Source organism: Paenibacillus sp. EPM92, assembly GCF_016586185.1.
GTDB lineage: Bacteria > Bacillota > Bacilli > Paenibacillales > NBRC-103111 > Paenibacillus_G > Paenibacillus_G validus.
In genome coordinates, this window is sequence record NZ_BCPS01000081.1 from 17,804 (window position 1) to 31,140 (window position 13,337).

The 13,337-nt window shown below is 53.2% G+C and carries 15 protein-coding genes; 3 read left to right on the plus strand and 12 right to left on the minus strand.

The genetic code is table 11. The annotated features are described in order from the left end of the window. Positions 1-406: 406 nt before the first annotated feature. Genes JMF85_RS20010 through JMF85_RS20020 form a run of 3 tightly spaced genes read left to right on the plus strand, consistent with a single transcriptional unit; the run spans position 407 to position 2,673 of the window. Entirely contained in the window at positions 407-958 is a 552-nt protein-coding gene (locus tag JMF85_RS20010) for a DJ-1/PfpI family protein (protein ID WP_127605422.1), read from the plus strand. 50 nt (positions 959-1,008) lie between these two features. Then, a complete protein-coding gene (locus tag JMF85_RS20015; protein WP_127605424.1) occupies positions 1,009-2,034 on the plus strand; it encodes an amidohydrolase family protein in 1,026 nt (341 codons plus the stop codon). Between the two features lie 15 nt (positions 2,035-2,049). Then, positions 2,050-2,673, plus strand: a complete 624-nt coding sequence (locus tag JMF85_RS20020) for an iron-sulfur cluster assembly protein (RefSeq protein WP_201318793.1) — start codon at positions 2,050-2,052, stop codon at positions 2,671-2,673. Positions 2,674-2,818: 145 nt separating this feature from the next. On the opposite strand, the gene sigF is transcribed toward JMF85_RS20020, so the two are convergent. The 12 genes from sigF to JMF85_RS20080 all read right to left on the minus strand — a co-directional run bounded on the left by sigF (position 2,819) and on the right by JMF85_RS20080 (position 13,219). Next, entirely contained in the window at positions 2,819-3,574 is a 756-nt protein-coding gene (gene sigF, locus JMF85_RS20025) for an RNA polymerase sporulation sigma factor SigF (RefSeq protein WP_054795171.1), read from the minus strand. Positions 3,575-3,586: 12 nt separating this feature from the next. Further along, the gene (gene spoIIAB, locus JMF85_RS20030) at positions 3,587-4,033 is read right to left on the minus strand and encodes an anti-sigma F factor (RefSeq protein ID WP_127605428.1); all 447 of its coding nucleotides are present in this window, start codon (positions 4,031-4,033) and stop codon (positions 3,587-3,589) included. Continuing rightward, entirely contained in the window at positions 4,030-4,383 is a 354-nt protein-coding gene (gene spoIIAA, locus JMF85_RS20035) for an anti-sigma F factor antagonist (protein WP_054795173.1), read from the minus strand. Before spoIIAA ends, spoIIAB begins: the two co-directional genes overlap by 4 nt. Before the next feature lie 194 nt (positions 4,384-4,577). Continuing rightward, entirely contained in the window at positions 4,578-5,756 is a 1,179-nt protein-coding gene (locus JMF85_RS20040) for a D-alanyl-D-alanine carboxypeptidase family protein (protein ID WP_127605430.1), read from the minus strand. Positions 5,757-5,952: 196 nt separating this feature from the next. Next, positions 5,953-7,284 carry a pyrimidine-nucleoside phosphorylase gene (locus tag JMF85_RS20045; protein ID WP_155614823.1) on the minus strand — a complete coding sequence of 444 codons (1,332 nt, stop codon included), beginning with the start codon at positions 7,282-7,284 and terminating at the stop codon, positions 5,953-5,955. A gap of 129 nt (positions 7,285-7,413) precedes the next feature. Next, positions 7,414-7,791, minus strand: a complete 378-nt coding sequence (locus tag JMF85_RS20050; protein WP_054795174.1) for a cupredoxin domain-containing protein — start codon at positions 7,789-7,791, stop codon at positions 7,414-7,416. A gap of 239 nt (positions 7,792-8,030) precedes the next feature. Next, a complete protein-coding gene (locus tag JMF85_RS20055) occupies positions 8,031-8,438 on the minus strand; it encodes a flagellar protein (protein WP_201318794.1) in 408 nt (135 codons plus the stop codon). A 394-nt stretch (positions 8,439-8,832) separates the two neighbouring features. After that, complete coding sequence (locus JMF85_RS20060; RefSeq protein ID WP_201318795.1) at positions 8,833-9,687, minus strand: purine-nucleoside phosphorylase; 855 nt, start codon at positions 9,685-9,687, stop codon at positions 8,833-8,835. Between the two features lie 44 nt (positions 9,688-9,731). Further along, positions 9,732-10,559 carry a purine-nucleoside phosphorylase gene (locus JMF85_RS20065; RefSeq protein WP_127605438.1) on the minus strand — a complete coding sequence of 276 codons (828 nt, stop codon included), beginning with the start codon at positions 10,557-10,559 and terminating at the stop codon, positions 9,732-9,734. A 49-nt stretch (positions 10,560-10,608) separates the two neighbouring features. Continuing rightward, the gene (deoB, locus tag JMF85_RS20070; RefSeq protein ID WP_054795177.1) at positions 10,609-11,784 is read right to left on the minus strand and encodes a phosphopentomutase; all 1,176 of its coding nucleotides are present in this window, start codon (positions 11,782-11,784) and stop codon (positions 10,609-10,611) included. Between the two features lie 118 nt (positions 11,785-11,902). Next, a complete protein-coding gene (gene xerD, locus JMF85_RS20075; protein WP_201318797.1) occupies positions 11,903-12,802 on the minus strand; it encodes a site-specific tyrosine recombinase XerD in 900 nt (299 codons plus the stop codon). A gap of 174 nt (positions 12,803-12,976) precedes the next feature. Next, positions 12,977-13,219: a DUF4227 family protein gene (locus JMF85_RS20080; protein WP_127605444.1), complete on the minus strand. Its 243-nt coding sequence runs from the start codon at positions 13,217-13,219 to the stop codon at positions 12,977-12,979. Positions 13,220-13,337 lie beyond the last annotated feature (118 nt).

Below are 13,337 nucleotides of genomic sequence, written 5' to 3' on the forward strand. Positions count from 1 at the left end.
AATACCAGCCAATGGGCAAAACAGCACAAGAGCCTGCCAATGATTTAGACAAAGTATAAATATAAAATAAACCAGCTGCAGCGTATATGTCAATCTGTCCGGGCGCATGACCAGGAAACCGCTGAACGCACTGTCGCAATACTGTCGCTTTCTTGCAACAGTCGCATTTCTTTGCGACATTTGCGACTGGCCGAAGCTCTCGATCAACCTGTGCATGACCCCTGATTCGATGGATAAAAAACGTATACGTCCCCTCTTTTTATTTAGAAATTATTAAAAATTGAGGAGTGGACTTTGTTTTGGCATGATTTTTGCTAAGAATATCGATGTCGGATCGTACCATCCTCAACAGAGGCTCGTCCGAACCAAATAAGATTGATTCATGTGAAAAGGGAGGATTTAAGAAGTGGCGAAGAACGTGTTGATTCTCACAGGAGATATGGCAGAAGCGTTAGAGGTGCTGTATCCGCTGCATCGTCTTAAGGAGGAAGGCTACACTGTTGACATTGCGGCACCAACCCAAAAATTGATCCAAACCGTCGTCCATGATTTTGAACCCGGCATCGATACGTTTACTGAAAAATACGGGTATCGGGTGCAGGCTGATTTTGCGTTTAGTGAAATCGACCCTTCGCGCTACGATGGCGCCGTTATACCCGGCGGACGCGCACCTGAGCATATCCGAAATGACAGTGCATTCATTCCGTTGGTGAATCATTTTGTGGAAACCCGTAAACCGTTAGCGTTTGAATGTCATGCCGCCTTGGCCCTCCTTCCGCTCGGTCACTTGAAAGGGCGTCGATGCGCTGCCTTTTGGTCATTGAAGCCTGATCTGATCGCGGCCGGAGCTACATTTGTAGATGAAGAGGTTGTCGTGGACGGCAATTTCGTAACGTCCCGCGCCTGGATCGATCATCCTGGTTATATGAGGGAATTTATTCGTTTGCTTCGAGGGTAAACCGATAGCCGGCTCTTGTTTGACCATTTCATTCCTGGAGGTTGATAAGCATGATTAAAGCAGCAAACGGTGAAGAAATTTTCGTTATTGACAGTCACATTGCGCTGTGGAACGGAAGTACAGAAAACCAGCGGAACAGACACGGCGCTGAGTTTATCAATTGCTTTTATGACTACCACAAGAAACATAGTCCGGTCGAGTATCGATGGCCGAAGGAAAAATTCCAGAAATACGATGCCGATACGCTGATTCAGGATATGTTTGTGAAAGGTCATGTAGACATGGCGATTTTTCAGCCGGTTTATTTAACCGATTTTTATAAAGAACCATTCGGCGATATTGAGAAAAACGCGTTGCTCGCCAAGCAATACGACGGGCGCTTTATCAGCAACGGTTCTTTTGACCCGCGCGATGGGGAACGGGGACTTGAGTATCTTGATTATTTAGTTGAAACCCACGGCATCATTGGAGCGAAATTATATACAGCCGAATGGCGGGGTACTTCCAAAGGCTACAAACTAACGGATCCCTGGACAGAACGGTACCTGGAAAAATGCGAGAAGCTTGGCATTGTCAATATTCACATTCACAAAGGGCCTACGATTACCCCGCTTAACAAAGACGCGTTTGATGTGGCGGATATCGATGAAGCGGCTTCTAACTTCCAAGGTTTAAATTTTATCGTAGAACACTGCGGTCTTCCGCGAATCGAGGATTTTTGTTGGATCGCCACACAAGAATCCAATGTTTACGCGGGTTTAGCCGTCATCATGCCATTCCTTCATTCCCGCCCCCGGTATTTTGCGGAAATCATCAGTGAACTGCTCTTCTGGGTTGGTGAGGACAGAATCTTATTTGGAAGCGACTATGCGCTTTGGGAACCGGGCTGGCTCGTTGAGAAATTCATGGACTTTGAACTTCCGGAAGATCTTCAGAAAGAAACCGGTGCTCAGTTAAGTCTTGCGGTCAAAAAGAAAATTTTGGCCGAGAACACCGCCCGATTATACGGTATCGATATTGAAGCTATGAAAGCCAAACTATCGAATGACCAGTTCGCTGTGCACAGCTCATCGTGATGAGGAGGAGCAGTTATGCAGCAGAAAGAAGAAGTCTTTGCCAAGTTAGCCTTAGTCATTGACCCGGAACTTGATCAATCGCTGCCCGAGCTAGGCTTTATCAACGAAGTAATCATTGAGGAATCTCATGTCAAAGTGTCATTCCGTCTGCCCACCTATTGGTGTTCGACGAACTTCGCTTATATGATGGCGGAAGACATCCGCGACCGGGTCGGAGAGCTTCCTCGGGTCAAATCCATCATCGTCAGCCTTGAAGACCATTGCGCCTCGGCCGAAGTCAACGACGGGGTGAATACGGGCAAATCGTTCGCTGAAGCGTTCCCGGATATGGCAACGGGAGAACTGGACGGACTGCGCAGAACGTTTCGCGTTAAAGCTTTCATCGTCCGTCAAGAAAAGCTGCTCCAGCACTTCATTCGAGAAGGATTCGATCATCAAGCGATTCTGAATTTGACCCTTCGCGACGTAGCGGACCATCTTGCTTTGAAGTCGGATAAGAAGGCGCTGGCCGAACGCTATTTTAGCATTCGTGAGGAATTCGGGTATGTCAACGAGCCGGAGGACTCTACCATTGAAAGCAGCGCGGTATCCGTATCGTCGGCAGCCTGGTCGGAAACTACAACGAGCTGTATCCGTTAAGGGAGCTCCATGCCCGCGGGAAAGTCATCCTCCACTCCATGACGTACTCAAACTGCTTCATCAAGGAAAGATCACCGGACGCGCCATCTTGGTTCCCCAAACGAAAGGAGCGGCTCATGCCGCTCCTTTTTTGCTGCGCGCTTCGCTACTGGGCGATCTGATTTTTGATCGATTGCAATATTTTCTTCTCCAGGCGCGATACCTGCACCTGCGAGATGCCCAGCCTGCTTGCCACTTCCGATTGGGTTTGATCGCGGAAATAGCGCAAATATACAATCAACCGTTCCCGCTCGCTCAACAGCCCGATCGCTTCGTTCAAGGCCAGCTTGTCGAACCACTTCTCCTGGCCCTCGTCGGCGATCTGATCCATCAGCGTAATCGGATCCCCGTCGTTCTCGAACACCGTTTCATGAATCGAAGAAAGCGGCTTGTTGGCCTCTTGTGCGAACACGACGTCCTCCGGCGAAATGCCCAGCTCTTCGGCGACTTCCTTGATCGTCGGCAGACGGCCGTTGCGCTTGGCCAATTCATCCTTCGTCTTGCGGATTTTGTTCGCCAGTTCCTTCAGCGAGCGGCTTACCTTCAATGTGCCGTCGTCGCGCAAGAACCGTTGAATTTCGCCGATGATCATCGGCACCGCGTAGGTAGAAAATTTCACGTCATACGATAAATCAAATTTGTCGACCGACTTCAACAATCCGATGCAGCCGATTTGAAACAGATCTTCGGCTTCATAACCCCGGTTCAAGAAGCGTTGAACGACGGACCAGACGAGCCTAATGTTGCAATTGACAAGCGTCTCCCGCGCGAGCGCATCGCCGGATTGACTCAACGCGATCAGACGCTTGACTTCGGAATCGTCCAAATAGCTGTGGGAGGCATGCTTCAAATCTACATCCATATCATCAGACCCCTAATTGAACAATGCTTTTTTCGACTCGATTCGCTTCTTCATCCGGATAGACGTGCCGGCGCCTAGCTCGCTTGTGATCTCGACTTCGTCCATAAAGTTTTCCATTATCGTGAATCCCATGCCCGAGCGCTCGAGCTCCGGCTTGGATGTATATAACGGCTGCTTGGCCAAATCCAAATCTTCAATGCCGGCCCCTTGGTCTTCGACGGAGATGAACACCGTGTCACCGTCGATCTGGGCTGTAATCGTTACCGTACCGTCCGGGCGATTGTCATATCCGTGAATAATCGAATTCGTCACCGCTTCGGAGATGACGGTTTTAATATCGGTCAGCTCCTCCAGAGTCGGATCCAACTGGGAGACGAAAGCGGCGACTGTGACGCGGGCGAACGATTCGTTCTCAGAGCGGCTGGCAAACTGCAGTTTCATGAAATTGCGTTCACTCATGATACGACCTCCAAACTTTGGATCGCTTGTCTTTCATTTTCCTGGATGGACAAAATTTTGAAAAGACCCGACATTTCAAACAAACGATACACCGACGCATTGACGTCGCAGACGACCATCTTGCCGCCCCGGCCCGTAATCTGCTTGTACCGTCCCAAGATGACCCCAAGTCCGGAGCTGTCCATGAATGTCAAGTTCTTCAGGCTAAGGATGATATGGGCGCTGTGACCTCTTAGAATCGCTTCCTCCATCCTCGCTTTTACCGTATCGGCGGTGTGATGATCCAGTTCACCGGTAAGCCGGACAATCAAAGCGTTGCGGTAATGCTCCAGTTCGATTTGTAAGCTCACGCTGTTCACTCCTTCCCGTTCATAACCTCTCTTTTCTACGCGGAGGAAACCATTTCCTTCCCCCCCGACAAAACTAGAAGAAATACGTCAGAACTAGTAGTAAAGCGACAGAAAGTGCACCGATGTAAACAAAATCCCCGCCGGCATCTATCTGCTCCTTGTGCGGGGATTCTCGTTGAAGGTTTCGTTAATCGTTAATCGAAGAAAAACAATCGTTTGGCCGTACGTTTAGTCAGCGTCCACCATCCCGCTTTATTGACCGCGACCGGTGATTCGAGCTCAAATTCTTTCAGGATCCGGTCGCCTTTGTACACGACCAGCTTGCCGATCGGTTGTCCGACGGTAATCGGCGCCTTCAGCTGCGGGAGCAGCTGCACTTCATGACGGATGCCGTCCGCCGCCTCGCCCTTCTTCAGCAGCAGGGAGTACGAATGCTTGGCCGTCAGCGGGATCACCGGCGTTTCGCCTTTGGCGATTTTCATTTCGCCGATCGTATCGCCCGTTTTGTAAATCGGCAGATTCGTATACTGCGAGAACGCAAAGTCGAACAGCTTCGTGACTTCCGCATTCCGCGTTTTGGTGTTCGGTTCGCCCATGACGACCGATATGACGCGCAGATTGTCTCTTTTGGCCGTAGCCGACAAACAAAATTTCGCCTCGCTCGTATACCCGGTTTTCAAACCGTCCGCCCCGGTATAAAATCGAACGAGCTTGTTTGTATTTACGAGCCAGAACGGCTTCGGCGTCTCTTTGCGCAAGTAATCCTGATACTGACCGGTAAATTGCGTGATTTCCTCATGCTTCAGCAGCTCTTGCGACATTAAGGCAATGTCGTAAGCCGAGGAGTAATGATTATCCGCAGGCAATCCGTTCGGATTGACGAAGTGCGTGTTGTTCATACCTAGCTCTTTCGCCCTGGCATTCATCATCTGTACGAACGCTTCTTCGGAACCGCCGATTTTCTCGGCCATGGCCACGGAGGCGTCATTGCCGGAAGCCATCGCGATCCCCTTGAGCATGTCCTGAACGGTCATCTCTTCGCCCGGCTCAAGGAAAATTTGCGATCCGCCCATGGAGGCCGCATATTCACTCGTCCGTACTTTTTCGTCCATTTTAATTTTTCCTTGATCCAGCGCTTCCATGATGAGCAGCATCGTCATAATTTTCGTAATGCTGGCCGGGGGAAGCTTGGCGTCTTTGTTTTTATCGAATATAACCGTACCCGTATCGACGTCGATCAGAACGGCGGAAGCAGCGTTCGGCGCCAAGTCCACCGGCTTCTCGGCAGGTTTCTCTTCGGCCCATGCCGTCGGCACAGCCAGCATCAGCATCAACAAGGTGCTGATGACCATTTTGAACCATTTGCTCGTCATAACCTGTTCTACCCCTCCTGAAGGAAGCAAATTTTGAAAGTGCTGGTAATCATTGTTGACTTTATTTCGGAGAAATATTCCATGAACGAACAAAAAAGCCCGGCAAAATCAGCCCGGACTCTTAAAGAACCCATTTTCTGTTGTGGAATCGGGATGTACCCTGCCGATGAGCCGGAACCGGCCCCGGAGTTTCCCCTTACAAATAACGCACGCCATCCTTCGTAACCACGGCATAAATCAGCTTCAAGCGGTCTACCGGCGCTTCCGAGAAGGCGAACGCCGATACGGTGCGCTCGGACATCCGCCGCGTCTCCTCCGGCTCGCTGCGGTTCATATACAGCTCGGCGATAGGCTCGCCCGCTTTCACCCGGTCGCCGACGCGCTTGAACAGCTTTATGCCGACGGCCAAGTCGATCCGGTCCTCCTTGGTGGCACGACCGGCGCCGAGCATCATCGCCGTCACGCCGAGCGATTCAGCATCGATTCGCGCCACATAGCCGTCCTGCGGGGCCGGCACCGCGACGCGGTAAGCCGCTTGCGGCAGCCGCTGCGGCTCATCCACCACGGCAGCGTCCCCGCCTTGAACGGCAATGAACTGCCGCAGCTTCTCCAAGGCGGCGCCGCTGTGCAGCAGCCGCTCCACCGTGTCCTTCGCTTCCGCGAACGAAGACGCTTGGCCTCCAAGCACAATCATATGCGCGGCCAGCACTAAACACAGCTCCGTTAATTCCGCAGGACCTTCGCCGCGCAGCGTCTCGATCGCTTCCAGCACTTCAAGCGCATTGCCGATCGACGGTCCGAGCGGTTCGTCCATATTCGTAATGACAGCCAAGGTATCCCGCCCGATTTCCGTGCCGATATCGACCATCGCCTGTGCCAGGACGATCGAATCGTCCAACGTTTTCATGAATGCCCCCCGGCCCGTTTTCACGTCCAGTACGATGCGATCGGCGCCGGAGGCGATTTTTTTGCTCATGATGGAGCTTGCAATCAAGGGGACCGAATCTACCGTCGCCGTCACGTCCCGCAGTCCGTACAGCTTCTTATCCGCCGGGGTCATATTGCCGGATTGACCGACGACCGCAAGGCCGATGTCGCGCACCTGCTGCAGAAACTGCTCCTTCGTCCGCTCGACCGCAAAGCCCGGGATCGCCTCCAGCTTATCGACCGTCCCGCCCGTATGCCCGAGGCCGCGGCCCGACATCTTCGCCACCGGCACGCCGGCCGCAGCCACTAGCGGGGCTACGATTAAGGTCGTCGTGTCGCCCACACCGCCTGTGCTGTGCTTGTCGACTTTAAGGCCCGGTATGCCGCTCAGATCGACCTGATCGCCCGAACGGGTCATCGCCATCGTTAAATCCGCCGTTTCCCGCGCGCTCATCCCTTGAAAATAAACGGCCATCGCCCAAGCCGATACCTGATAATCCGGGATGTCGCCTTGCACATACCCGGCAATCAGAAAATCGATTTCTTCACGCGACAAGGCTTCCCCGTTTCTTTTCTTATGTATGATATCGACTGTCCTCATTGACCAGCACCCCTTCGCCAAATCGAATCGTTTTCCCTGTATTATAGGCCGCGCGGCAAAAAAAGAAAAGGAAGCCCGGCCGTGGCCGCAAGCTTCCTCTTTCCTGATAAGCGGTTGATCGTAAGCGGATTACTCCACGATCAATTTGGTTTTCATGTCGGCGTGACCCGGACCGCACGGCAGCGTGCAGTGTACTTCGTACTCGCCTGGCTTGTCGAACGTGAATTCCATCGACTTGGTGTTGTTATCGAGCTTCACGCTTGTACCCACGACTTCCATCGCGTGCAGACCTTCCTTATTCAACAAGGAGACAGTCACTTTCTCGCCGGCTTTCACTTTGTATTCCGCTTGGTCGAACTTGTAGTTCGTAGCCACGAATTTCAAAGTAGGACCGGCTGCTTCTTCCTTCGCCATCTCCGCTTGACGCACCGAAATATTTTGGAACAATACTCCCGTACCGAGGAGACAGGCGACGATGAACAGTGAAAACATGATCCACTTTTGCATAGGTATTCCCCCCTTACTTTAAGACCGTTATGACATATAGGCTTATTGTACATAATCCGTACCGCTTTACACATGCCTTTTGACGACCTTCAGGTGAAAAATTTGTGACAAAATTATTCCTGTTGGACGCTCATCCGGCTCCTTAGACATTTTAGCACATCTTGCACAAAACGACAAAGTGCTCCGAACAGCAACAAAAAACTCTGTCCGGGGACAGAGCGTGTTCGATTGTTATTCAGCTAGACCCGGGAAAATCGTTCGCGAATTTGGAACCCGGCACCCCGTTCTCTGGCTCTTGCCTCCCGATTCTCCAAATCCTTCACGTCGGAGATGATCCGAACCCGGCACGGCGTGCACATCTTCTGCTGACGAATCGGCGAACCGCAAGATTTGCAAGGATAGGTCAGGCCCGGGTAAAAAGAAACCGGCAGCCGGTTGTCTTGAATAAACGTGTAAATACGCTGCACGGGAACGCCTGTCGCTTCGCTGAGCGCCTCTGTCGAAGCTTTCCGGTTATCCCGCAGGTAGGCGCTGCATTGATCAAACTCGCTGTCTAATTCGCGCTGGCAGCCTTGGCAGAGGCTTCGCAAATTCATTTGAAACACTTTACCGCATTTGGGGCAGTTCGCAACTTTTAACATGGTCATATCCCGGCATCCTTCCCCTGGTTGGCGTCACACTTCCGTACTAAGATCAATATATACAATAATAGTTCTTTATTCCTAATAATAGCACATACGACCTAATTTAAATAGAGGTTTTTCCCGTTTATATAGAAAAAAACGCTCTTTTCGAATAAAACGGCAAGCGAAACGCATAATACGAATGCTGCTGAACCAGCACATCGCCTGAGGAGGTGTTTTCCCGATGTCCGACAAGCAACAAGGTCACGCCAATCAGAACACGACGACCCGCACCAGCGATAAAGGCTCCAAAAAATCAAAGTAACGGCGAACGCGCCGCACGACAAACACCCGATTCCCGCAGTATCGCAGGAATCGGGTGTTTTTTTGTCCTATGTGCTGAATTCGTTAGCGCGGCTTAAGACAGCTCGACTTCTTTCACAAACCGCTTCACCAGTTCAATGAACACCGGCTTCGTCCGGTTGGCCACGGCTACTACCTGCTCATGCGTCAACGGCTCCAGCTCCTCGCCGATCGCCATGTCGGTGATGCACGAGATGCCGAGCACGCGCAACCCCGCGTGACTGGCCGCGATCACTTCGCCGACGGTCGACATGCCGATCGCGTCGCCTCCGAGCTTCGCGAGCATCATTAACTCGGCAGGGGGCAAATAGTTCGGTCCGCTGATGCCGGCGTATACGCCTTCCTGCAGCCGTATCGGCTCGCCCCGCTCCGCGCTCAACTGCTCGCCGATACGTTTAGCGAGCTGGCGGTATTCGCGGTTGTAGGCTTGCGACATGTCGGGGAAGCGAACCCCCAGCTCCGGGTGATGGATGCCGATTAACGGATTATCACCCGTCATATTTAAGTGATCGGAAATCAGCATCAAATCCCCCGCCGCGAACTCACGGTTCATTCCCCCCGCCGCATTCGTGATAATCAGCGATCGCACGCCGAGCTGCTTCATCACATAGATCGGGAAAACGACCTTCTTCATCGAATAGCCTTCGTAATAATGAAAACGGCCCTGCATGACGATGACCGATTTTCCTTCCAATTGACCGATCACGAATTGACCGGCATGACCTTCCACGGTCGATACCGGGAAATGCGGAATCCGGTCATACGGAATCGTCACCGGATGCTCGACCTGATGCGCCAAATCCCCTAGCCCGGAACCTAACACCATCCCGATATCAAGCGGACGCCGATCGATTTGATCGCTGATCCATTGTGCGGCTTCCTGAATGTGCTGAACATAATCCGAGTCCATGCTCTCCACTCCTTTTCGAATTTTGTCGCGAGCCTAACCGGAACTCACATCTTCGGGATAATGCCCATGATCAGCTTCAAAAAGGTTTGTTTTACGCGTTCCGTCGTTTCGATTACTTCTTCGTGCGACAGCGGCTGGTCGAGAATGCCTGCGGCCATGTTGCTGATGCATGAGAAACCCAGCACCTCAATGCCTGCATGACGCGCCACCAGCACTTCCGACACCGTCGACATGCCGACGGCGTCTCCGCCGAGCGTCCGGATCATGCGAATTTCAGCCGGCGTCTCATAGGAAGGGCCAAGCAGGCCGAGGTATACGCCCTCCTGCAGCGTAAGCCCCTGCTCGGCGGCAACGCTCTTCGCCACTTCGCGAAGTCTGCGGCTGTACGCCTCGGACATATCCGGGAACCGAACGCCAAGCTCCCCGAAGTTCGGTCCGATCAGCGGGTTGCGGAACGTGAAGTTGATATGATCGCGAATGATCATCAAGTCGCCCGGGCTATAAGACGTGTTCACGCCCCCCGCCGCATTCGTGACAAGCAGCTTCTGCACGCCGAGCTCCTTCATGACGCGCACCGGGAACGATACGGTGTCCACGCCGTATCCTTCGTACATATGAAACCGGCCCTTCATGAGCAGTACATGCCGTCCGCCGATCGTGCCCAGCAGCAGCTCCCCGGCATGTCCTTCCACCGTAGACACCGGAAAATTCGGGATTTCTTCATACGGGATCGTAACCGCATCCTCGACAAGATCGGCCAATACGCCGAGACCCGAACCGAGAATAAGGGCGACCTCGGGCGTCACCGGGTATTTCTCGCGGATGTAAGCCGCGGCCTCTTTAATATTTTGCAGCAAAGGTATTTGTTGCACGATGAATCGGCTCCCTTCATAAATAACCCTGAATAACCCTGTTTTTGAATCAACGCAGCTGTTGCAAGAAGCTTTGTCCGTTCCCTGTCGGCGGTACCCCGAAGTTATCGGCGACCGTTGCGCCGACATCGGCGAACGTAGCGCGCACGCCGAGCGAATCCGGCTGCTTGAACGCCGGACTGTACACCAGCAACGGCACGTATTCCCGCGTATGATCCGTACCGGGATGAATTGGATCGTTCCCGTGATCCGCCGTCAGGATGAGCAGATCCTCTTCCCCGATTTGCTCCATAATCCTGGGCAGCCATTCGTCGAATTCGTTCAGCGCGCTCGCATAACCGATCGGATCGCGCCGGTGTCCGTACAACGAATCGAAATCGACCAGGTTCGTAAATAACAAGCCTCGGAACGGCTCCAGCAAACGTTCGATCGTCTTCTGGATGCCGTCGAGATTGCTCTTCGTCGACTGCGCGGACGTCACGCCCTCACCCGAGTATATATCGTTGATTTTACCGACGGCGATCACGTCGAGCCCGGCTTCCTTCAGCCGGTTCATAACCGTCGGCGCCGGCGGCTTCACCGCATAGTCGTGCCGGTTCGGCGTACGTTTGAACGCGCCGGGCTCGCCGATGTACGGACGGGCGATGACGCGTCCGACGGCATATGGATCTTCCAGCGTAAGGCGGCGGGCGATCTCGCAAGCGCGATATAGCTCGTCCAGCGGGATAACCTCTTCGTGAGCGGCAAGCTGGAAGACGCTGTCCGCCGACGTGTAAACGATCCAAGCGCCGGTTTCCATTTGCTCGGCGCCAAGCTCGTCCAATATTTCCGTGCCGGAGGCCGGCTTGTTGCCGATCACCTTACGGCCGGTTTCCTGCTCGAATCGTTCGATCAATTCGGGAGGGAATCCGTCCGGAAAGACGTTGAACGGAATGTCGACTTTCAATCCCATAATTTCCCAATGACCGGTCATCGTATCTTTGCCGACGGACACCTCGGCCATTTTGCCGAAATAGCCTTGCGGCGTATGGGTTGGCTCTATGCCGGTAAGTTCGGCGATATTGCCGAGTCCGAGCTTGCGCATATGCGGCAGGTGTAACGTGGGAACCCGCTCCGCGATATGGCCGAGCGTATGTGCACCGCTATCTTGAAACCGCGGCGCATCAGGCAGTTCTCCTATGCCGACGCTGTCGAGTACGATTAGGCAAATCCGTTTGAATGTCAATGGCAGCACCTCCCAGTATCGCTACAAGCCTACGGCTATTATCGCAAAACGCTGCTGCTTTTGCAAAGCGCGAAACCGACAAGAAACCCGTTCTTCGGTCTGAGAGAACGGGTGACGATCAGGATTCGATTTTCGCTCTGGGATGCGTCCGGTCGTAAACTTCTTTCATCTTCCCCCGCGTCACTTGCGCGTAAATTTGGGTGGACGAGATGTCGGCGTGCCCGAGCATTTCTTGCACGGAGCGAAGATCGGCCCCGTTCTCCAGCAGATGGGTTGCAAAGGAATGACGCAGCGTATGAGGCGTTATTTCCTGCTCGATCCCCGCTTCCTGCGCGTAACGCTTCATAATTTTCCAGAACCCTTGCCGGGTCATACGGCTTCCGAGGTGACTGATGAACAGCGCCTCTTCGACTTTGGACGGCTTCAGCAGCTTCGGCCGCATCGAGTCGATATAAGCCTGAACATAATCGGAGGCGATGCGGCCGAGCGGAACGATCCGTTCCTTGCTTGTACCGACGCAGCGGATGAAACCCAAGCCCGGATTCACGCTGGCCACATCCAGCGAAATCAGCTCGGAAACGCGGATTCCCGTCGCATACAGCACCTCCAGCATCGCCTTATCGCGCATCCCGCTCGGGGAGCCCGTTTGCGGAGCATCGAGCAGCCTGCCGATCTCCTGCACCGTCAACACTTTAGGCACCCTTTTCTCCAGCTTCGGCGTCTCCAGATGGAGCGAAGGATCGTGGTCGATGCGCCGTTCCCGCACCAAAAATTGATAGAAGGCGCGAATCGAAATGATGCTGCGGGTTTGCGTTGCGGCGGCTCTCCCTTTTTGCTTTAAGCGCAGCATATAGCCGGATAAGTTCGTCTTGCCGGTTTCGGCAAGCGAACCGACCCCGGACTCTTCCAAATAGTCCAGGTACTGCATAATGTCGCGCTCGTATGAATCCAGCGTGTTGGGCGCCAGTCCCCGCTCGTCGCACAAAAAACGAATGAATGACTGCAATTGCTCTCTCATGCCTGCAAATCCCCTTTTATGTGTTGATAAGGACGCATAAGTACGGGCTTATACGGCGTATCAACCTTGACAAACGCTTTGTCCTTATTCATACAAGGACGGCGTGGCCGTTTATCCTCGTGCGCCAATGGCGATTGTTACTAATTTCAACGCAAAAGGGGCGTTTTCCTGCCTTTATTCACCGATCCAATAAAAAAGCTTCAATCTGTCCCCCATGCCCTCCGGCTTGACGGCAACCGCGGAGTCGCTTTGAAACACCTTGACCGCTCGTCCTACGGGCTCCTTGTATTTCGGCATAGGCTCCATCACCTGCGTGACGATCAGCAGCAGATGATACAGCGCAAACGTAAACACGACAAAAAGCAGCCCGAAGCGCAGCCGCTCGATCCACTTGCCGATACGAAAATGAAAGATCACAGCGTTCCCTCCTTCTGAAGACGGTTGTCCGGCTTCGCAAGCCGAAAGACGCCTCCTAAGAGTAGGCTATGATCTTTCGTCGTCATTTATGTCGAACCGGCGGCCGAAACGGGCCACT

Bases quoted from the DNA above. Each gene is read 5' to 3' on its own strand.
- JMF85_RS20040 (WP_127605430.1), bottom strand. From the start codon at position 5,756: ATGACGAGCAAATGGTTCAAAATGGTCATCAGCACCTTGTTGATGCTG.
- JMF85_RS20055 (WP_201318794.1), bottom strand. From the start codon at position 8,438: ATGACCATGTTAAAAGTTGCGAACTGCCCCAAATGCGGTAAAGTGTTT.
- xerD (WP_201318797.1), bottom strand. From the start codon at position 12,802: ATGAGAGAGCAATTGCAGTCATTCATTCGTTTTTTGTGCGACGAGCGG.
- JMF85_RS20015 (WP_127605424.1), top strand. From the start codon at position 1,009: ATGATTAAAGCAGCAAACGGTGAAGAAATTTTCGTTATTGACAGTCAC.
- sigF (WP_054795171.1), bottom strand. From the start codon at position 3,574: ATGGATGTAGATTTGAAGCATGCCTCCCACAGCTATTTGGACGATTCC.
- JMF85_RS20060 (WP_201318795.1), bottom strand. From the start codon at position 9,687: ATGGACTCGGATTATGTTCAGCACATTCAGGAAGCCGCACAATGGATC.
- JMF85_RS20050 (WP_054795174.1), bottom strand. From the start codon at position 7,791: ATGCAAAAGTGGATCATGTTTTCACTGTTCATCGTCGCCTGTCTCCTC.
- JMF85_RS20045 (WP_155614823.1), bottom strand. From the start codon at position 7,284: ATGAGGACAGTCGATATCATACATAAGAAAAGAAACGGGGAAGCCTTG.
- spoIIAB (WP_127605428.1), bottom strand. From the start codon at position 4,033: ATGAGTGAACGCAATTTCATGAAACTGCAGTTTGCCAGCCGCTCTGAG.
- JMF85_RS20020 (WP_201318793.1), top strand. From the start codon at position 2,050: ATGCAGCAGAAAGAAGAAGTCTTTGCCAAGTTAGCCTTAGTCATTGAC.